Origin of the sequence: Cellvibrio polysaccharolyticus (assembly GCF_015182315.1) — a bacterium.
In the GTDB taxonomy this organism is placed as follows: domain Bacteria; phylum Pseudomonadota; class Gammaproteobacteria; order Pseudomonadales; family Cellvibrionaceae; genus Cellvibrio; species Cellvibrio polysaccharolyticus.
Genome location: NZ_PRDL01000001.1, coordinates 670710 through 689534, shown reverse-complemented (window position 1 = coordinate 689534; position 18825 = coordinate 670710). Strand labels below are relative to the sequence as shown.

The following is an 18825-nucleotide window of genomic DNA, read 5'->3' as shown; positions in this document are numbered from 1 at the left end:
TTTTGTAAAAACGGCGCTTTCGCGCCGTCAGTTACAAAAAATAGTCGTTACTAATATTCAACACCTGATGCACATCAATGGCGGGAATGCCGGCACGTTCCGCCGCCAACAGGCCAAGGGGCGCATCTTCAAAAACAATACAGCGCGCCGGGTTGGCTCCCATACGCTGCGCACAATATAAAAAGGTATCCGGGGCCGGTTTGGGATTTTTCACCTGATCAGCACCCACAATAACGTCCATGTAAGAAGCCAGCCCGCACAGAGTTAAAATACGCGTGGCTTCTTCCGTGTAAGCGCCGGTGCCAACGGCCATTGGGCGTTTACCGTGATATTGCTTTACTACCTCGGCCAGCGCTGTGGGGCGCACAAACCGGTGCATATTTTCGTGCACCCAGTTTTCCTTGAAATCGTTCATTTCATCGAGGCTTGCACAGGGCAAGCAGTCGAAACGCTGCATCACCAGTTCCAATGTGCCTTTGGTGGGTACGCCGGCCAGTGAGCGCATGTAAGCGCGGTCAATCGGTAATTCGTAACGGGTCAAGGTTGCTGTCCATGCAAATTCATGCAGTTGACCACTGTCAACCAGGGTTCCGTCCATATCAAAAATCAGCGCTTCGTATTGGTCGTACATAACTACTTCTGCCTTTTGCCGAAAAAGGCTGATTAAAACATAAAGCAGAAATGACTCAATAGAATCTTTGTTTTATAAGAACCAACACTGAAGAACTTCTCGCCGACACAGTGCAACCTTTGTTCAAGTAACACTCATACGTCCGCAAGTGCCACTTTGTCCGTTCGTCATCAGTAGCTTCGTTCCAAAAACGCATAAATACATCCATGTAGCTCTGACGAGTCATCCATGACTCGACAGTTTTGGAACGAAGCTCCTGACGCCAAACTCACGTTGTGATAAAACGATGTATTAAAAAAACATCGATTACAAACCGTTGGTCAGGTGGTAATAAGCCGCGTTCTGGCGCAGTTCGTTTTTGGCAGAGCGCACGCTGGTGTCCGCATCAATAACAAAAGCTTCAACACCGGCCATCTCGGCGAAATCAATCGCTTCCTGAGTGGAAATTGCTTGCGAATAAACGGTGTGGTGCGCACCACCACCCAGAATCCAGGAAGCGGCTGCCACTTCAAGGCTCGGACGCGGCGTCCACAAGGCTTTGGCAACTGGCAAGCGAGGCAGTTCTTGCGGTGGAGTTTCGGTATCCACTTCGTTAATCAGCAAACGGAAACGGGTGCCCAGATCGACAGCAGAAATATTAATAGCCGGGCCGGATTTGCCGGTAAAAATCAAACGGGCCACATCACAACGGCAACCGATGGTGTGCAGATGCACTTCCACTTTCGGCTTGCTGTCAGCAATGGTCGGGCAAATTTCCAGCATGTGGGCGCCCAGCACCTGATTGGCGTTGGCACCGAAGTGATAGGTGTAATCTTCCATAAAGGAAGTACCGCCTTCACGGCCTTTGGCAATCACTTTGAAAATACGCGTCAGTGCAGAGGTTTTCCAATCGCCTTCACCACCGTAACCGTAACCCTGCTGCATCAAACGCTGGGTTGCCAAACCTGGCAGGTTGGTCAAACCGGTGAGGTTTTCAAAGGTGTTGGTAAACGCACCGAAGTTGCCTTCTTGCAAAAATTTCAGCATGCCCAGCTCCAGGCGCGCTTCATTTTTTAACATGGCAAATTGGTGTTCATCGTTCAGTAAGCTGTCGGCAATATCGTATTCCTTGCGGTACACATCAATTTGCGCAGCAATTTGTTCGTCAGTAATGGTGTCGACTACGGCGGTCAAGTCACCCAGGCCAAAACCGTGCACTTCAAAACCGAATTGAATTTGTGCAGACACTTTATCGCCTTCGGTCACGGCTACATAACGCATGTTGTCACCAAAGCGAGCCACACGCAGATTACGTGATTCATGCCAGCCCATGGCCACACGGCACCAGCTGTCAATTTGCTGCTGAATAGCCGGGTTTTCCCAATGGCCTACGATGACTTTACGGTCCTGACGCATACGGGTGCCGATGTAACCAAACTCGCGGTCACCGTGAGCACTCTGGTTGAGGTTCATAAAGTTCATGTCAATGCTGGACCAGGGCAACTCGGCATTGAACTGGGTGTGCAAATGCATGTAAGGCTTGTTCAATGCCTTGAGGCCGGCAATCCACATTTTCGCTGGCGAGAAGGTGTGCATCCAGAAAACCAGACCCACACAGTTGTCATCGCTGTTGGCAGCCAGACAAACATCCAGAATTTCTTTCGCCGATTTAACGGTGGACTTCACCACCACGTTAATGGAAATTTTCTCCGAGGCTTGCAAACCGGCAGCAATCTTTTCACTGTTGGCCGCCACCTGCTTCAAGACTTCGGGGCCGTACAATTCCTGGGAACCTGTTACAAACCAGACTGCTTTTTCACCGTATACTTTCATGCTTGCTGTACCTCGAAGGTTCAATTCTGTGCGTTATCGAATTTGCAATAGCCGGCTGCCATAGCAATGACCGCCGCCTATTTACTTTGCCCGTAATAGGCGTTTTTGCCGTGTTTACGCAGGTAATGTTTATCAACAATTTCCTGCTTTAAAGGACCGATATCCTGACGCAGGGTGCGAGTCAAATACGCCATGCGTGCAATTTCTTCCAGAATAACGGCGTGGTAAACCGAGTCCGATGCATTTTTCCCCCAGGTGAAAGGCGCGTGACCCGCGACAATAACCATGGGGACTTCTTGCGGATTCTTGTCTTTGAAACAATCGGTAATTTGCGCACCGGTTTCCTCTTCGTAATCGCGTTCGATTTGCTCATCGCTCATCACCGCGGTACAGGGAATTTCACCGTAGGCGTAATCGGCATGGGTGGTGCCATAACAGGGAATCGCCTGTTGTGTTTGTGCCCAGGCCGTCGCGTAGGTTGAATGGGTGTGCGTAACACCGCCAATGGAATCAAAATGGCGGTACAACCAGGTATGGGTTTTGGTATCCGACGAGGGGCGCATGGAGCCCTCGATAATATTGTTGTCGAGATCAACAATAACAATATCCTCGGGCTTTAATTTTTCGTAAGCCACGCCACTGGGTTTAATCGCAACCACACCGCGAGCCCGATCAATTTGCGATACGTTGCCCCAGGTATACAGCACCAGATTGCGGTGCTGTAATTCCATATTGGCTTCGTAAACTTCACGTTTCAGCTCAACATAACTCATTTGGCGTCTCCGTTGACGTAAGCGCCCAACGCTAAATAATTTTGATACAAGCGGTCATAAACAACGGCTGCATCGGCGTTTGGCAAATAGCTTTTGCTCACCGGTGAGGCCATCACTTTTTGCGCGCTGGCAACATCGGGGTACACGCCACCAATAGTGGCTGCAAAAATCGCCGCGCCCAGCGCACAGCTTTGTTCACTTTCCAGAACATCAATTTTGCAGTTCCAGACATCCGCACACACTTGCATAACAAAGTCGGATTTTTTGGAGATGCCACCGATGACCACCACGGAATCAATCGCTACGCCTTCTTCTTTAAAGCGCTCAATAATGGCGCGCGCGCCAAAGGCAGTCGCTTCGACCAGGGCGCGGAATATTTCCGGTGCATGGCTGCCCATTTTCAAGCCGGTAATGGCCATGCTGACAGTCTGGTCGGCATCCGGTGTGCGGCGGCCGTTTACCCAATCCAGCGCGGTGATGCCGGTAGCACCCGGAGCCAGCTTGCTGGCAGCATTGCCCAACGCCGCGAGGGTTTTATCTTCCAGTTCGCGAATTAATTGTTCGCGGGTGTTGTCGTCCAGCAGCGTGGATGTTTGCAGCAGGTTCTGCACCGGCCAGTTCACCAGATTACGGAACCAGGCATAGAGATCGCCAAACGCAGATTGCCCGGCTTCAAGGCCAATCAAACCCGGCATTACCGAGCCGTCTACCTGACCACAGATCCCGCGAATACATTTGTCACCAATGGCTTCGTAACTGGCCACGGTAATGTCACAGGTAGACGTGCCCATGATTTTGGTCAGCACGCCTTCTTTTACATTGGCGGCAACAGCGCCCATGTGGCAATCGAAAGCACTGAAACCCACCGGAATACCGACCGGTAAACCAAGTTTTTCTGCCCACTCTGCGGTCAAGGCACCGGCAGATTGATCCGAAGTAAAGGTTTCCGCAGGCAAGCGATCACGCAAGCCGTCGAGCAGCGGATCAATAGACGTAAAAAATGCATTGGGCGGATAGCCGTTCCAGCTTTCATGCCACATGACTTTATGGCCGGTAGCGCAGCGACCCATGCGCAATTTTTCAGGGTGGGTGGTATCGGTCAGTACCGCCGACATCCAGTCTGCGTGTTCAACCCAGTACCAGGCCGCCTTGCGTACCGCTTCGTCAGCACGCAATACATGCAGCGCTTTCGCCCAGTACCATTCAGACGAATAAATACCGCCTTCGTATTTCAGGTAATTGGTCGAAGCCTGGTTAGCGGCGGCGGTAATTTCCTGGGCTTCGCGGATGGCGGTGTGGTCTTTCCACAACACAAACATCGCATTGGGGTTGTCGGCAAATTCCGGCTTCAAGGCCAGCGCTACACCGTCTTTATCTACCGCAACCGGGGTGGAACCGGTGGTGTCAAAACTGACACCGACAATCTTGCTGGCGGCACCGGCAGGCGCAGTAGCCCACAGCCCCTGCACCACAGCAGTGAGGCTTTCGAGATAGTCCAGAGGATGCTGACGAAACTGGTCTTTGGCCGGCACGCAGAACAGGCCTTTTTTCCAACGCGGGTAATAGACCACATTGGTGGCCACTTCGGCACCGGTCAGGGCATCAACAAGGAGAGCTCGAACAGAATCTGAACCGTAATCCAGACCCAGGGCGTAGGACGTCATATATTCACCGTTAGAAGAAGTTACTCACTGCGTGTCAGGCCTGAATGAGGTAATGGCCTGCAAGCTCAGCAGCGTGATTATATTGTATGATAATATTATTCAAGTGTAAGCAGACTTGTCAATCTGTTCACATCGACCAACATCAAATTATCCTGCGTCTTTCCCTCTCTGCAGGCGCGGTCATTATCCCTCACCCCGTGAAGCTAACCCATTAGCAGCCGTTGTTCATCTATTGAAAACATTACCGCACGATTGTTCGCCCATAAAAAAGCGGCCAGTGCAAAACACTGGCCGCGAAGCGGACATGTAGCGGAAATATTCCGACTACAAAACACCAACTAACAAAACACTAACGGGTAAAACGAAAAACCAATTCAGGCAATCAACGCACCGGCTCGGTAATACCTTCGGTAGTCATGATCACGCGCTGGATGGTGCCATCCGGGTTGTAGAACAGCTCATCAATGTTCACCGAACGACGGAAACTGCCACCGTCCGGAATATGCGAACCATTGTGATAAATAAAGAAAGAACGACCTTTAAACTCAATAACCGACTGGTGGTTGGTATTGGAGTTACCCGCCAGCTCGTTCAGGATGCCCTTGGGCTGCCAGGGGCCGGTCACGCTTTTACTCATCGCGTAAGAAATTTTTTCCGGGAAGCCGGAGGCGTAAGTCAGGTAGTACCAGTCGCCGTGCTTGTGCACATAAATAGCTTCCGTGAAGTTGGGCAAGCCTTCGATATCGATAATCGGGCCGTCCAGCTCAATCATATTGTCTTTCAGTTTGGCGTAATAAGGACGGGTATTACCCCAGAACAAATAGGCCTGGCCGTCATCATCGACAAAAGCGGCCGGGTCCAGGTCGTCCCAATCAATTTCCGTTTTGGTGGTCATGTCGTTGGTGATCAACGCCTTGCCCAGCGCATCCTTGAAAGGCCCCAGCGGGCTGTCGGCCACCGCCACACCAATAGAGAAACCATTGATGGTGGCGTGACGCACCGTCACATACCAGTAAAATTTGCCGCCTTTCTCCACCACATGCGCGGCCCAGGCGTCACCTTTGGCCCAGGCAAAATCTTTAACGTGCAGTTTCGGGCCATGCTCTTTCCAGGTCACCATGTCGGTAGAGGAAAACACCAGCCATTTGTGCATTTCATAAAAGGTGGTGTTGTCTTTCGCTTCGTCGTGGCCGGTGTATAAATAGACGGTACCGTCATGAACCATCGCCGCCGGGTCAGCCGTCAATACATCTTTAAATAAAGGGTTGCCGGCACTGGCAGCCAGGCTGGTCATCAACAGACCGGCCAGTGAAAACCGCGATAAGAACCTGGAATATGAAGCGAGCATAGAAGGCCAATCCTGAATCTTTATGATTATTGATCGATAATATTGTATTACAATATACGAATAATTCGAAGGTAGACAAGCTGAATCTGCGGAAAAAAGGTAAATAATCGTTAGCCCGCCCATGCAATAGTCCGACAAATTGGCTTATCCCTCATAACACGGATTTCTCTTCTCTGACTTTTTGCTCACGGGTGCTGGCAGTTACCGCGCCGACTTCGTATCATTTGCATCCCTTTGGGGAGTAGTCTGCTTTCCTTCTTATAGAGAAAGTGTGCGCGTCAACATTCTCGGCCCTCATGGCCGTGGCGCGTACTGCCGTTCCGGCTGGCGAGACCATAGACGTATTCATGCAGTGAGGTCAGGCGCATGAAGGCGTCGTGGTAGATGCCTGACCCGGACACGCTCATGAACCTCTTTTCCATCCTGCTGATTGCCTTTGCCATGTCCACCGATGCCTTTGCCGTGGCGATTAGCAAAGGCGTAGCCATGGCTCGCCCTACACTTCCGCAAGCTATCCGCATCGGGCTGATTTTTGGCGCTATTGAAGCACTCACGCCGGTCATAGGCTGGTTATTGGGTTCTGTAGCTTCGCGCGCCATTTCGGAATGGGATCACTGGATTGCTTTCGGTTTGCTGATGATTCTCGGCCTGCGCATGGTCTATGCCGGGTGCCGTGCCGATAAGGATGAACAACCGTCCCTCACACCACCAACCTTACCCATGTTGTCACTGGCTGCCTTTGCCACCAGCATTGATGCCATGGCGGTGGGTGTCAGTTTCGCCTTTGTCGATGTGAATATCCTGGTCGCTGCGGTGGCCATTGGTTGTGCCACGCTGTTGATGGTGACTCTGGGTGTGATGCTCGGGCGGGTGCTGGGACAACTCGTAGGCCAGCGCGCCGAGGTGATCGGAGGCGTCATTCTTATTGTGATTGGAAACTTCATTTTATTTCAGCATCTCGCCGAAACGCCCTGAAAGAAGAAAATGGCGACAAGACCGCCAACTTTTTTATAGCCTTTTTGGATTATTTTGGTCTAGTTGTGGCCATTTTTGACAAAAATGATCTAATAAAGTTATTTTCATATAACCCCACCTCGCTTCTAACTATTTCTTATAAAAAATCGCTTATAAAAAAGAGGCCGTGTTATATCCGGTAATGGTTATTTCCATTTTCCTTATAATCACCAATGGATATATAACGTTTTTAAGCCAAAACTGCCCTTTTTCCGCTCGAGTCGCCCTTATCGTCCAAAGCGTTTGTTTTTTCATCGAATTGGCGACAATTTGTCGTGATAACGCCTCCCTTATTCCGGGATAGTTTTTTTAAAAAAAATAAGCAAAAAAATCGCATAAAAAATTCCCTTTCAACCCACCAAAACCACTCACCACAATCCATTAATTTTGTCAAAGCAGAATTTTTTGATCACTGCTTTTTTTGAAAAACACCCCCGATTGACGATAAAAAATCCTTTCCCATAATCCGCCCTACATGACGGCCAACACGGTTTTTTCATGCGGGAAGTTCTGGCAAGGGTTGAAGATTTTTTTATCACGTTTTCAACAGGAATGTCGCCAGTTAACGATCAGCAACGCTGCAAAGCAGAAGAGAAAAAATCACCGCCTTCATGCACCCGGCATGACAGAACGAAATACAACGTGCTTCCACTGGTTTGATTTTTTCTTCGAGGCTTTATATGCGCGCTTTAATGAATTCATCCGCTTGCGCTGTATCTTTGTCTGACCTGGTCACCCATTTTTTTGCTCGCATCATGCCGGGTAAATTTGTAACTTCCAGTATTCTGAAACTCTGCCTTTGTGCGCTGGCGCTGCAAGCACACGCGGTAATCGCAGAGGAAAATATTGCCCTGAACAAACCGGCTTTCTCTTCCAGTAATGAAACCGCGGCTTTGTCAGCCAGCAGTGCTTTTGATGGCAATGCCACCAGCCGCTGGTCAAGCTCTTTCGCTGACAATCAATGGATTGCCGTTGACCTGGGTGCAACCTACCTGATCTCCGGTATTAAATTGCAATGGCAAAATTCTTATGGCCGCGAATACCTGATTCAAACCTCGGTAGATAACATCAACTGGACCACCATCCACAGCCAGCAAAACGGCACCGGAGGTGTTGAAGATTTAACAGTGGCTGGCGAAGGTCGCTACGTGCGCATGATGGGTTTGAAGCGTTTTACCCGCTACGGTTTTTCCCTGTTTGAATTTGCGGTCTACGGAGATTTGCCACAAGTAGCCGCTAACCGCGCCTTGAATGCACCGGTCACTACCTCAAGCAATGAAAATGCAACACTGCAAGGCAGCTTCGCGGTGGACGGTGATGCCAAGTCTCGCTGGGCCAGCAGCTTTGCCGATAATCAGTGGATTGTGGTAGACATGGGCACTACTCACCGTATTCAGAAAGTTAAATTGCATTGGCAAAATTCTTACGCAAAACAATATCGCATTCAGTTTTCACGTGACGGTCAAATCTGGAAAGACGCTCACCACGAACAAAACAGCGATGGCGGTGTAGATGAAGTGTCTATCAACCACGGCGGCCGTTACCTGCGTATCCTGTGCATCACACGCTTCACCCGTTACGGCTTCTCTCTGTTCGAAATTGAAGCCATTGGTTACCCGGTAGCAAGCCGTACACTGGATGCTTTCTACGCAGAAACTTCCGGCAGCAGCAGTTCAAGTTCCAGCTCCAGTTCAAGCGCTGCCAGCAAGCCGCCGGTCGTTGCCGAACCACCCGCAGTTGCACCGGCTCCAAACGCTGTTTACGACGCCTTTGAAGACCGTATTGAATTGTCCTGGAGCAATGTACAAGTACCGGCCAACGTCGCTTACTACCAGCTGTACCGCGATGGTGTTCGTATCGCTGATATCGCCGCAACTGATCGCAGCTTCACCGATTACCAGGTGATCAGCGATAAGGCTTACCAGTACAAATTGTCAGGCTGTACTCAAAGTGGTGTGTGCACCCAACTGGATACACTGGCTGCAAAAATCGACAGCACCCAACAGCTGACCCTGAGCTGGAATCAACCGGATGCACGTGAGAATGGTGACTTCCTGGCGAGCGATGAAATTGGCGGTTACGAAATTCGCCTCAAGGATCTGGATGGCAAAGTAGTGAAAAGCATCGTGATTACCGACCCGGGCCGTAATCAGATCAACATCGGCCAGAACAGCAGTGCTTATCTGTACGATATCGCCACCTTCGACAAACGCGGTCTGTACAGCCTGTTCGTCTCTATCGAACCTTAAGCGACCGGCCGAAAAGCGCAAAGAACTGCAAACCGGCAAAACACAGAAACAAAAAAACCGCCCGTCGTGAGAGGGGCGGTTTTTTTGTACTGCGAGGTGTTATTTACCGCGAGGACGCACGTAAAGCACCAGGCTGTGACCGGTTAATTGATAACCATGGTCTTCTGCAATTTTCTTTTGCAGCTGTTCAATTTCATCATTGTGAAACTCTATGACTTCGCCAGTGTCTACGCACACCATATGGTCGTGGTGATCACCACGGGCAATTTCAAATACAGAGTGACCACCATCGAAATTATGACGAACCACCAGACCGGCGGTTTCAAACTGGGTCAACACCCGGTAAACCGTAGCCAATCCGACATCATCGCCCTGTTCCATCAGCGCTTTGTAAACGTCTTCTGCGCTCATGTGATGTTGCTCAGCGGATTCCAGCATTTGCAAAATCTTGACGCGCGGCAAGGTTACTTTCAAACCCACCTTACGCAGTTCCTGGTTCTCATCTGCCATATTTCCCCCAAAACCTTCTCAGTATTCCCGTTGATCGGGTATTATCGCCATTCTTTTGCCAAGTGGAAGCCCTAATATGAAATTAGCCAGTCGTTATTTGCTGGTCAGCATTCTCGTTGCCAGTCTTGCCGGTTGTTCCAATTTCCGGTTTCCGGGCGTCCACAAAATTAATATCCAACAAGGTCACATCATTACCGAGGAGATGGTCTCACAACTGCAGTTGGGCCAAACCAAACGTCAGGTGCGCTTTGTACTGGGTAATACCTTGCTGCCAGACACCTTCAATGATGATCGCTGGGATTATTACTATAGCTTGCGCCGCGGCTCTGATGGCACTTTAAGCAAATATCTCTTCACCACCTGGTTTGAAGGCGACAAACTGGTTCGCTGGGAAGGCGACCATGTGCCGGCACCGAAACCTCTCAGTGACAGCGGCCAGGGTCAGGACTCGCCATTACCCACCAATACCGAAGAAATTCCGGTACCCGACGTCGAGTAATCCGAGTGGCAGCCAACACCTTCGCGGGTTGGCTGCCATCACCGACCTCCCGCTACTGTGTTGAAAGATCCTGTTATACCCGTTCCGGAAACCCGCTGTTATAGTAGAGCAGCGGCTCCGGCATGGTCATCAAGCCGGTATTTGGCTGCATAACTCTAAGAATGGCGATTGCCTGTTGTTTGTGGTCGTCGGGAAGCTGTTGGGACATGTTAAAACGTATTGCGCTGCAGGAAGCCAGAGTGGGCATGTTCGTTCATGAGCTGTGTGGCTCGTGGCTGGAGCACTCCTTCTGGAAAACCCGCTTTCTTCTCGACAGCCCTGAGCTGCTGCAGCGTCTCTGCGACGGTGGCGTGCAGGAAATCATCATCGATACCGATAAGGGACTCGATGTCGCGATTGAAACCGTCGAAGACACGCCCGCCGCCCCACCCGCCAAAGAAACTGTCACCCCGCCACCGCCACTCTCCCTTGCTGATGAATCGGAACGCGCGATGCGCATTAAAGCCCGCGCCAAAGAGGCAATTGCCCACCTTTTTGACGATGTGCGGATGGGTAAAACCATTGAAACCGCCGAAGCCCAGGCGCTGGTAGAAGATATTGCCGCCTCCATCAGCCGCCACCCCCATGCGTTTATCAGCCTGGTGCGTTTAAAAAGTGCCGATGATTACACCTGGTTGCATTCGGTAGCTGTGTGCGCACTGATGATGGCGCTGGCCCGGCAGTTACATCTGGAGCCTGAGCTGGTGCACCAATTGGGCATTGCCGGGTTGTTTCATGACCTTGGCAAGGTAGGCATTCCGCTGAGTATTCTTAACAAGCCCGGCAAACTCACCGATGAAGAATTCGACATTATCAAAAAGCACCCGGCGATCGGCACCAAACTGCTGAAGGAAAGCCGGCAGGTTACCAATCTGGTGCTGGATGTGTGCCTGCACCACCATGAAAGAATTGATGGCACCGGCTACCCGAAAGGGCTGCGTGGTGAGCAAATCACCTTGTACGCAAGAATGGGCGCTATTTGCGATATTTACGATGCAATAACGTCGGATCGGGCTTACAAGAAGGGATGGCAACCGGCAGAAGCCATCCGCAAGATGGCTGAATGGTGCAATGGTCACCTGGATAAAAGCCTGTTTCAGGCCTTTGTAAAAACGATTGGCATTTACCCAACCGGCTCGCTGGTACGTCTGGCCAGCGGTCGCCTCGCGGTGGTTATAGAGCAGCATCCGCAGTCGCTACTCACCCCGAAAGTGATGGTGTTTTTTTCCACCGGCTCCAATATTCCCATTGCACGGGAGACGCTGGATTTGTCGCGGACGCTGGTCAATGACAAAATCATCTCCCGTGAGAACCCCGAAACCTGGGGCTTCAAACGGCTCGAAGACTTGTGGATGAACCACAGCTGACCCCATGGCACACGGTCCGCAAGCTCTCTGCCAGGGTAAACGGGTCAAAAGGTTTGGGGATTACCCCCTGAGCGCCAATATGCTGCCAATGGTCTGAGTCGCCACAGCGCTCGGTGGCCGCAACAATAATCAGCGGTGTGCCATCCTCCGCATCGATATCGCACAAATCCACCAGCGTTTCTACGCTCTCCATGCCTGGCAGCAAGCTGTCCAGCAGGATCACGTCGGGGCGAAAAGATTTTACCTTGCGCGCCAGATCCATCAGCGAATCGCAGGTTTCCAGCGTTAAACCGTTCAGCGATTCGAGAATCATCGCGGTTATGCCCCTCACGGCTGGATCATTTTCCAGATACAAAATACGTTGCAATGTCATGATATTCACCTCGTCATCAATCATTAACCCCTGTGTGACCTGAAAAGAACGATCAAATAATGTACTTATTTGGTGTCTCTTTAAGGTTGAGTCAGCAATACAACAGGAAGTTTCCCTCTTTACAAAATTCCGGCGCGGCATAGCACACCAGCGGTGCACTCCGAAAAATATAGTAAAAAATGGAAAACAAGGGGGGTTTTTAGAGGGAAGAATCGGCAGCGGGTGAAATATTGTCGTCTCGTGCTTTTTCTGCACGGCGACGGCGGGTTTCCATAGGATCGGCGGTAAGCGGACGGTAAATCTCTACCCGGTCACCGGCATTCAATTGATAGGCATTCGGAGCAGCAAGACCTTTAACCCCGAGGCTCTGGCCAAAAATACCCATTTTGGCAGCGTCGGGATTGATCTCGGGAAACGCAGCAGTAATACCCGACTGCACCACAGCTTCCAGCGCGGTGGTGCCGGGCTTCACCAGCAGCGGTATAATTTTTTGCCGGTGTGGCAGCGCATAGGCAACCTCGACGGCAATAAGATCAAAATCAGCCATAAACCACCCGGGCGCGGGCGCAGAGTGCATCAACCTGTTTACCCGTTACGGTTTCCAGCAATTTACCCGCCGCCAACCCCAGCAAGCGGCTTTTCAGATCAAAACGCAGCTCAAGATTCACTTTGCAGGCATCCTCACTGAGCGGCGTAAACGTCCAGCCACCGTCGAAATGGGAAAACGGGCCATCTACCAGGGCCAGCGTCATCCGGTGCGGCGGGATCAACTGGTTGCGGGTAACAAAACTCTGGCTGAAGCCACCAATCCCCAGATCCAGCCGCGCTTCCAGCCAATCATCGCCCCGGCGCAAAATGCGCGCGCCGACACAACCATCCATATATTGGGGATAAGCTTCAATGTCATTGACCAGATCAAACATTTGGCTGGCCGAATAATTGACCAGCGCCGAGCGCTGCACAAGATGCATCGGTTCTTTTACTCCGCACCACAAAAATAAACAAACGTGAATTGTAACGATATTGCCATGCCAGTATAAGTCACTGATTCAACACAACCCCGCGCTTTTGTCGATATAATAGCCGTCCTATTCTTTTTACCCCGATTGCACGCTATGGCCAAAAAACAGCAAAAAAATTCCGGAAACACCATTGCACAAAACAAGCGCGCCCGTTTTGACTACGAATTGCACGATCGTTTCGAGGCGGGCATGGTGCTGCAAGGGTGGGAAGTAAAAAGTTTGCGCGCGGGCAAGGTACAGCTGGTAGACAGCTATGTGATCTTCAAAAATGGCGAAGCCTGGTTGCTCGGTTCACAGATCTCACCGCTGCAATCGGCCTCTACCCACTTTGTGACCGACCCGACTCGCACCCGCAAGCTGTTACTGAAACAGCGCGAGCTGACGCGCCTGCAGGAAGCCTCGGAGCAAAAAGGTTATACCGTGGTGGCTACCGGCCTGTACTGGAAAGAGCATCTGGTCAAATGCGAAATTGCTCTGGCCAAGGGCAAGCAGGAACACGACAAGCGCGAGGCCGAAAAAGACCGCGACTGGCAACGCGAAAAGCAGCGTCTGTTCCAAAAAGACCATCGCTGAGTTGCTCTCTGCGCTGCCAACAGCCATCACCGCCCCGGTCGATGGCTGTTTTGTATCGGGTACCGCAAAAATCGCTCGCGGTTAAACAACCCTCGCCTGATCGCCATCCACCACCCGCACCTGAAAATCCCCGCCACCCGCCTTTACCCGACACCATTTTTTGGCACACCAACACACTGATTGCCGGATAAATCCGCTAGAATCCGCCGCCGTTATCGCTGCGCTTTCGTATGAAAGCTATCGCATGAAAACAATCACATGAACTATCGCTTGAACGATCGGAGCTTCCCATGAAGGCCTGGCTTGAGACTGTGTTAAACCACCCCCGCACCGAACGCATTGTGCTCGCGGTGATTTTGCTGAATGCCTTAACCCTGGGGCTGGAAACCGACAAGACGATCGCCGCGAATTTCGGGATCTGGCTTTACTGGCTGGATATGGCCGCACTGACGGTGTTCTGTACCGAGCTGGTCGCCAAGTTGTATGTACGGGGCTGGAAATTTTTCCGCGATGCCTGGAACGTGTTTGATTTTATCGTCGTCGCCATCGCCCTGATTCCGGCATCCGGCCCGCTCACCGTATTGCGAGCCTTGCGAATTTTGCGGGTACTGCGCCTGATCACCGTGGTGCCGTCGTTAAAGCGGGTGGTGGGCGCACTGCTCAGCGCCCTGCCAGGCATGGGCTCCATCGTCATGCTGCTGGGGCTGATTTTTTACGTGAGCGCAGTCATGGCCACCAAGCTGTTCGGTGAAGCCTTCCCGCAATGGTTTGGCACCTTGATTGACTCGGTCTACTCGCTGTTCCAGATCATGACGCTGGATAGCTGGTCATCCGGCACCTTGCGCCCGATGATGGAAGTTTTCCCTTACGCTTGGCTGTTCTTCATCCCGTTTATCCTGATCAGCACCTTTACCGCGCTGAATTTATTTATTGGCGTGGTGGTCTCTGCCATGCAAACCGAACTGGAAGCCAGCAACAAACCCGCGCCAGAGGAAGAACCGAAAACAGAACAGGAACAGCAGGCGTTATTGCTGGCCGAGGTACGCGCACTGCGCGCAGAGCTCGGTCAAATGGCAGAAAAGCTGGAACAGCGTAAAGCCGATTAAGGATTACCGGGACGCGGTAATGCCGGAATCGGGCGCACAGTAAGAAACGAAATCGACATGGGGTAATTGCGTATTTCCCCATCCTTGGCACGGATGCCGCCCATGATGATAAAAATAATCGACAGAATAAACAGCACAAACAACCACACGAAGCCGATCAGCACAAACGCCAGCACAATACCGATAAGGGTATAAAGCAATGAGCTGAGAATCCAGTTACACACGATGCGGCCTTGCTGATCCACATAGTCGTCATCTTTTTTGATCAACCACATCGCCAGCGGCACCGCCCAACCAAACACCGGCAACACAAAGCACAGCAACTGCGCAAAGTGCATCAGCATGGAATAATTTCTGCTGTCGAGATTGTTGGTCACACCATCAAACACGGATTGGTCATTCAGCAATTTGGCTTTCGCCTGCACAAACTCCTCCTCGGAAATGGCGCCTTTTTCGCGCAGCTCGTGCAGTTTTTCCAGCTTGTTAAGATCCATAAAAACCTCCTTTAGCGGTTATTAGCCAGCGCCATGGCCCAGCCACAGCGCATGCTCTTTTTTATCAGACATCCCTTTGACGTTAAATAGTGTAAGAGCGGATGCACCCCCGCAGCGGTAAATTTACACTCAGTCGGCATCGCCTAATCATCATAATAGCAAGAGGACAGCATCATGACGTTAATCTCCAGGCCCTGGCAATGGCTGATCACCGCACTACTGCTACTGGGCAGCCTGCAAGCATCCGCTCAGGCAGAAGATCCGGTTACCAGCAACCGCGCCGAATACCAGCAAATTGGCCGTTTTGACGCCAGCCAGCTCAACCACAAACAATCTTTTATCAGCGTTAAGGGCAACCGCTTTGTCGATGAACAAGGCAAGACCTTCACCTTTCGTGGCGTCAGCGTCGCCGACCCCGACAAACTGGTAAAAGAAGGCCAGTGGAAACAAAGCCTGTTTCAGGAATTGAAAGACTGGGGTGTTAATACCATCCGCCTGCCCATTCACCCCCGCGCCTGGCGCGAACGCGGCAGCGATGCTTACTTAAAGCTGATTGATGAAGCCGTTATCTGGGCCAACGCACTGGATATTTATTTAATCATTGACTGGCACTCCATCGGTTTCCTCGCCAGCGGCAATTACCAGCACCCGATGTACTACACCGACATTCAGGAAACCTTCCGTTTCTGGCACGACATCGCCTGGCGCTACCAGAACGTGCCCACCACGGCGGTGTACGAACTGTTCAACGAACCGACTACCTTGCAAGATCCCTGGGGCGATAAGGAATGGGCGGAATGGAAAGCGCTGAATGAACAGATGATCGATATTATTTATGCAATTGATAAAAAAGTGATTCCACTGGTGGCCGGTTTCAATTGGGCTTACGACCTGACCCCGTTATTAAAAGCACCGGTTGACCGCAAAGGCATTGCTTATGCGTCTCACCCTTATCCACAAAAAGCCAAACCGGACGTGGCTGACGATAAGAATTTTTATGCGTTGTGGGATGATGTGTGGGGTTTTGCCAGCAAACAGTATCCGTTAATTTTAACCGAGCTGGGTTGGGTACAACCGGACGGTTATGGTGCCCACGTACCGGTTAAGGATGATGGCAGCTATGGGCCACGCATTATCAATTACATTAATCAGCACGGACTGTCATGGACTGCGTGGGTATTCGACCCGCAGTGGTCGCCTACTATGATTAATGACTGGAATTTTACGCCGTCAGAACAAGGGGCATTCTTTAAAAAAGTGATGCAGGAAGCGGCTTCGAAGGAAAAGCGTTAAAGCACCAGGTTAGTTTACGAATTTTAAAACGATGTCATTCCGTTCGTTTGTCATCGGGACTTCTATTCCAAAAGCGCATGAATATCCGCAAGCGGAGCCGGACAATCATCGCAGATGATTGTCGTTCCGTGCGCGCAAAACATGTTTTGCTTGTTGCGCACTCCACCCATGCAGCGCCATCAAGTCATCCCTGACTCGACGGTTTTGGAATAGAAGTCCCGACGCCAAACTGCATTGTGCATGTCTTGATAATCAGAAAATTCATTCTCCGATCAGCCGAGTTAACTGGCAACATTGCATTCTCAACTTAGGGTTTGGGGCAACAATTCTCATCGAGGCCTCATAGTGCGAACAAACTTAATACCGGTATGGTGCGAGTTTGACGTTAGATTGTTTTTTCCAAAACCGTCGAGTCAGGGATGACTCGATGGAGCTACACGGAAGTATTCAGCGCTTTTGGAAAAAACAATCTAATGGCAAACGGACAGATGAGCACCAATCAGGGAATCAGGGAATCAGGGAATCAGGGAATCAGGGAATCAGGGAATCAGGGAATCAGGGAATCAGGGAATCAGGGAATCAGGGAATCAGGGAATCAGGGAATCAGGGAATTTTTACACAAAAAAGCCCACCGAATAGCAGTGGGCTTTGTTCTAAAAATCCATTTCAAAAAATCACATTAATTAATGATGATGACCATCGTCTTCTTCATCGGTACCCAGCCACAGGATTGCACCCGGCGCAAAATCAAGCGTAATGGTTTCGTCGGCTTCGGTGTGCCAGTGGTCAACATTTACCACCAGAATTTTCTTCGCGCCCACATCGGCAACATACAACTTCTCACCATCCGCAGATGCCGTTAAACGAAATACTTCACCGGTCGCCTCAGCCGCCGCAGTCACCTGCAAACGCGCGCCTTTTGCTTGCCAGGTATGCGTATCCCAGGCAGTCAAACCACCCTCGGTATCCAGCACCACAAACACATCGCCGTCTTCAGCAAAACTGTAAGCACGCGGCGTTTTCGTGTAAGCAAGACGACTGATAGTTTCAGTAGCCGGATTTACCACAAACAACGCCACCGGGTCATCATTACTGTTACGGCCCGCGCCCACAAAAGCAACGCTACCCGGATGACCGAACACACTGCTGATGCGAACATCACTGGCTACTTTGTGCGCATGGAAATGATCGCCATGCGGCTCAAGAAGCAATACCCCATCACCACAACCGAACGCGATATAACCGATATTTTGCGCACTGCCGTGCAAACGCGGACATGCATATTGCGGCTCATCAAAACGTTGCAGATCATGGAAATGATCGCCATGACGCTCAAGCGCTTTTACCGCACCCGGTGATGCAACAGTGACATCACGCACGGTCGTTACCAGATAATCACCCCACGCCTGTGCTGCGCCGTGTTGATAGGTATCGTCCACGTAGCTTGCCAACACGCTGCCGTCTGCCAAACCGCTTTCGGTCAGGATACGAACTTCTGCCGGGGCACCGTCTACACCGTCAAAGAAAATAACGGTCTGGTCGCCGTGTTTGGTGACGTGCGCCGGTTTGGTTCCGGACAACGCCAGATCCAATACTTTAGGCTCGGACAAATGCAGATGACCGTGATCGCCGTGGTCTTCCCACTCTACACCGCTGTCAATAAAGTTCACCGTACCGGCAACGCCTTGCACGGCAACTGCGTAGCGATAAGACGGGCTGGCGTGCAGACCGCTGATGGTGCCGTCAACGTGCAGGTTGGCGATTTCTTCGCGGCTTTCCAAATCGTAAACCAGCACATGATCATGATGGCCCGGTTTGGTAATCAGCAAGCGCTGGCCGCTTTCACCGTCTTCTACCGGTGTTGGCGTCGGGGTAGGATTGGGGATAGGATCTTTCTCAACAATTTTGGTGTCGCTGCCGCCACAGGCACTGAGTAAACCGGCAAGTACAACGGGGAGTAGATATTTTCCCGCACGAACCTTTGATAAATATTCCATGTTTTACCTCTTGTATGTTTAAAGCAATTTTTTTGATTGTTGAAATTATTGTTACGGCTGC

At 51.1% G+C, this 18825-nt stretch carries 19 protein-coding genes and 1 riboswitch; of the genes, 7 read left to right on the top strand and 12 right to left on the bottom strand.

Annotated features, from left to right (window positions below; genetic code table 11):
* Nucleotides 1–31: 31 nt before the first annotated feature.
* From C4F51_RS03135 to C4F51_RS03115, 5 genes are all read right to left on the bottom strand, one after another.
* Nucleotides 32–631, bottom strand: coding sequence for a beta-phosphoglucomutase family hydrolase (locus C4F51_RS03135; RefSeq protein WP_193907071.1), 600 nt, complete (start codon nt 629–631; stop codon nt 32–34).
* Between the two features lie 306 nt (nt 632–937).
* Nucleotides 938–2443, bottom strand: a complete 1506-nt coding sequence (gene araA, locus C4F51_RS03130) for an L-arabinose isomerase (protein WP_193907069.1) — start codon at nt 2441–2443, stop codon at nt 938–940.
* Nucleotides 2444–2520: 77 nt separating this feature from the next.
* Nucleotides 2521–3216, bottom strand: a complete 696-nt coding sequence (locus C4F51_RS03125) for an L-ribulose-5-phosphate 4-epimerase (RefSeq protein ID WP_193907066.1) — start codon at nt 3214–3216, stop codon at nt 2521–2523.
* A complete protein-coding gene (locus C4F51_RS03120) occupies nt 3213–4880 on the bottom strand; it encodes a ribulokinase (protein ID WP_193907064.1) in 1668 nt (555 codons plus the stop codon). The genes C4F51_RS03125 and C4F51_RS03120 overlap by 4 nt, the downstream gene beginning before the upstream one ends.
* A gap of 382 nt (nt 4881–5262) precedes the next feature.
* Nucleotides 5263–6228, bottom strand: coding sequence for a glycoside hydrolase family 43 protein (locus C4F51_RS03115; RefSeq protein WP_193907062.1), 966 nt, complete (start codon nt 6226–6228; stop codon nt 5263–5265).
* Nucleotides 6229–6458: 230 nt separating this feature from the next.
* Nucleotides 6459–6631: riboswitch (yybP-ykoY riboswitch) on the top strand.
* A 2-nt stretch (nt 6632–6633) separates the two neighbouring features.
* Between C4F51_RS03115 and C4F51_RS03110 the strand changes: the two genes are divergently transcribed.
* Together C4F51_RS03110 and C4F51_RS03105 are read left to right on the top strand one after the other, a co-directional pair.
* Nucleotides 6634–7203, top strand: coding sequence for a manganese efflux pump MntP (locus tag C4F51_RS03110; protein WP_193907060.1), 570 nt, complete (start codon nt 6634–6636; stop codon nt 7201–7203).
* 731 nt (nt 7204–7934) lie between these two features.
* On the top strand, nt 7935–9491 hold the full coding sequence (locus tag C4F51_RS03105) for a discoidin domain-containing protein (RefSeq protein ID WP_193907058.1): 1557 nt from the start codon (nt 7935–7937) through the stop codon (nt 9489–9491).
* A 99-nt stretch (nt 9492–9590) separates the two neighbouring features.
* On the opposite strand, the gene fur is transcribed toward C4F51_RS03105, so the two are convergent.
* Nucleotides 9591–10001 (bottom strand): ferric iron uptake transcriptional regulator, encoded by a 411-nt coding sequence (fur, locus tag C4F51_RS03100; protein WP_193907056.1) that lies wholly within the window; start codon nt 9999–10001, stop codon nt 9591–9593.
* Nucleotides 10002–10077: 76 nt separating this feature from the next.
* On the opposite strand from fur, the gene C4F51_RS03095 reads away from it, so the two are divergent.
* Nucleotides 10078–10500, top strand: a complete 423-nt coding sequence (locus C4F51_RS03095; protein WP_193907054.1) for an outer membrane protein assembly factor BamE — start codon at nt 10078–10080, stop codon at nt 10498–10500.
* A 73-nt stretch (nt 10501–10573) separates the two neighbouring features.
* Here the strand turns inward: C4F51_RS03095 and C4F51_RS18240 are convergent, their stop codons facing one another.
* Nucleotides 10574–10708, bottom strand: coding sequence for a hypothetical protein (locus C4F51_RS18240; protein ID WP_268905016.1), 135 nt, complete (start codon nt 10706–10708; stop codon nt 10574–10576).
* Here C4F51_RS18240 and C4F51_RS03090 point away from each other — a divergent pair.
* The gene (locus C4F51_RS03090; protein ID WP_193907052.1) at nt 10707–11906 is read left to right on the top strand and encodes an HD-GYP domain-containing protein; all 1200 of its coding nucleotides are present in this window, start codon (nt 10707–10709) and stop codon (nt 11904–11906) included. The two genes, C4F51_RS18240 and C4F51_RS03090, sit on opposite strands and share 2 nt — an antisense overlap.
* Here the strand turns inward: C4F51_RS03090 and C4F51_RS03085 are convergent.
* The 3 genes from C4F51_RS03085 to C4F51_RS03075 all read right to left on the bottom strand — a co-directional run bounded on the left by C4F51_RS03085 (nt 11869) and on the right by C4F51_RS03075 (nt 13250).
* Nucleotides 11869–12279 (bottom strand): response regulator, encoded by a 411-nt coding sequence (locus C4F51_RS03085; protein ID WP_193907051.1) that lies wholly within the window; start codon nt 12277–12279, stop codon nt 11869–11871. The two genes, C4F51_RS03090 and C4F51_RS03085, sit on opposite strands and share 38 nt — an antisense overlap.
* 199 nt (nt 12280–12478) lie before the next feature.
* A complete protein-coding gene (locus C4F51_RS03080) occupies nt 12479–12826 on the bottom strand; it encodes an RnfH family protein (protein WP_193907050.1) in 348 nt (115 codons plus the stop codon).
* Nucleotides 12819–13250 carry a type II toxin-antitoxin system RatA family toxin gene (locus C4F51_RS03075; RefSeq protein WP_193907049.1) on the bottom strand — a complete coding sequence of 144 codons (432 nt, stop codon included), beginning with the start codon at nt 13248–13250 and terminating at the stop codon, nt 12819–12821. Before C4F51_RS03075 ends, C4F51_RS03080 begins: the two co-directional genes overlap by 8 nt.
* A 144-nt stretch (nt 13251–13394) precedes the next feature.
* On the opposite strand from C4F51_RS03075, the gene smpB reads away from it, so the two are divergent.
* Entirely contained in the window at nt 13395–13874 is a 480-nt protein-coding gene (smpB, locus tag C4F51_RS03070) for an SsrA-binding protein SmpB (protein ID WP_193907048.1), read from the top strand.
* A 290-nt stretch (nt 13875–14164) separates the two neighbouring features.
* On the top strand, nt 14165–14980 hold the full coding sequence (locus C4F51_RS03065) for an ion transporter (RefSeq protein WP_193907043.1): 816 nt from the start codon (nt 14165–14167) through the stop codon (nt 14978–14980).
* Here C4F51_RS03065 and C4F51_RS03060 read toward each other — a convergent pair.
* Nucleotides 14977–15474: a DUF4870 domain-containing protein gene (locus C4F51_RS03060; RefSeq protein ID WP_193907041.1), complete on the bottom strand. Its 498-nt coding sequence runs from the start codon at nt 15472–15474 to the stop codon at nt 14977–14979. The two genes, C4F51_RS03065 and C4F51_RS03060, sit on opposite strands and share 4 nt — an antisense overlap.
* 174 nt (nt 15475–15648) lie before the next feature.
* On the opposite strand from C4F51_RS03060, the gene C4F51_RS03055 reads away from it, so the two are divergent.
* Entirely contained in the window at nt 15649–16767 is a 1119-nt protein-coding gene (locus C4F51_RS03055) for a glycoside hydrolase family 5 protein (RefSeq protein ID WP_193907039.1), read from the top strand.
* Nucleotides 16768–17450: 683 nt separating this feature from the next.
* On the opposite strand, the gene C4F51_RS03050 is transcribed toward C4F51_RS03055, so the two are convergent.
* The gene (locus C4F51_RS03050) at nt 17451–18764 is read right to left on the bottom strand and encodes a hypothetical protein (RefSeq protein ID WP_193907037.1); all 1314 of its coding nucleotides are present in this window, start codon (nt 18762–18764) and stop codon (nt 17451–17453) included.
* Nucleotides 18765–18825 lie beyond the last annotated feature (61 nt).

What these genes read in the sequence shown, in the direction of transcription:
- C4F51_RS03135 (WP_193907071.1), bottom strand. Translation starts at nt 631, where the DNA reads ATGTACGACCAATACGAAGCGCTGATTTTTGATATGGACGGAACCCTG.
- araA (WP_193907069.1), bottom strand. Translation starts at nt 2,443, where the DNA reads ATGAAAGTATACGGTGAAAAAGCAGTCTGGTTTGTAACAGGTTCCCAG.
- C4F51_RS03125 (WP_193907066.1), bottom strand. Translation starts at nt 3,216, where the DNA reads ATGAGTTATGTTGAGCTGAAACGTGAAGTTTACGAAGCCAATATGGAA.
- C4F51_RS03120 (WP_193907064.1), bottom strand. Translation starts at nt 4,880, where the DNA reads ATGACGTCCTACGCCCTGGGTCTGGATTACGGTTCAGATTCTGTTCGA.
- C4F51_RS03115 (WP_193907062.1), bottom strand. Translation starts at nt 6,228, where the DNA reads ATGCTCGCTTCATATTCCAGGTTCTTATCGCGGTTTTCACTGGCCGGT.
- C4F51_RS03110 (WP_193907060.1), top strand. Translation starts at nt 6,634, where the DNA reads ATGAACCTCTTTTCCATCCTGCTGATTGCCTTTGCCATGTCCACCGAT.
- C4F51_RS03105 (WP_193907058.1), top strand. Translation starts at nt 7,935, where the DNA reads ATGAATTCATCCGCTTGCGCTGTATCTTTGTCTGACCTGGTCACCCAT.
- fur (WP_193907056.1), bottom strand. Translation starts at nt 10,001, where the DNA reads ATGGCAGATGAGAACCAGGAACTGCGTAAGGTGGGTTTGAAAGTAACC.
- C4F51_RS03095 (WP_193907054.1), top strand. Translation starts at nt 10,078, where the DNA reads ATGAAATTAGCCAGTCGTTATTTGCTGGTCAGCATTCTCGTTGCCAGT.
- C4F51_RS03090 (WP_193907052.1), top strand. Translation starts at nt 10,707, where the DNA reads ATGTTAAAACGTATTGCGCTGCAGGAAGCCAGAGTGGGCATGTTCGTT.
- C4F51_RS18240 (WP_268905016.1), bottom strand. Translation starts at nt 10,708, where the DNA reads ATGTCCCAACAGCTTCCCGACGACCACAAACAACAGGCAATCGCCATT.
- C4F51_RS03085 (WP_193907051.1), bottom strand. Translation starts at nt 12,279, where the DNA reads ATGACATTGCAACGTATTTTGTATCTGGAAAATGATCCAGCCGTGAGG.
- C4F51_RS03080 (WP_193907050.1), bottom strand. Translation starts at nt 12,826, where the DNA reads ATGGCTGATTTTGATCTTATTGCCGTCGAGGTTGCCTATGCGCTGCCA.
- C4F51_RS03075 (WP_193907049.1), bottom strand. Translation starts at nt 13,250, where the DNA reads ATGCATCTTGTGCAGCGCTCGGCGCTGGTCAATTATTCGGCCAGCCAA.
- smpB (WP_193907048.1), top strand. Translation starts at nt 13,395, where the DNA reads ATGGCCAAAAAACAGCAAAAAAATTCCGGAAACACCATTGCACAAAAC.
- C4F51_RS03065 (WP_193907043.1), top strand. Translation starts at nt 14,165, where the DNA reads ATGAAGGCCTGGCTTGAGACTGTGTTAAACCACCCCCGCACCGAACGC.
- C4F51_RS03060 (WP_193907041.1), bottom strand. Translation starts at nt 15,474, where the DNA reads ATGGATCTTAACAAGCTGGAAAAACTGCACGAGCTGCGCGAAAAAGGC.
- C4F51_RS03055 (WP_193907039.1), top strand. Translation starts at nt 15,649, where the DNA reads ATGACGTTAATCTCCAGGCCCTGGCAATGGCTGATCACCGCACTACTG.
- C4F51_RS03050 (WP_193907037.1), bottom strand. Translation starts at nt 18,764, where the DNA reads ATGGAATATTTATCAAAGGTTCGTGCGGGAAAATATCTACTCCCCGTT.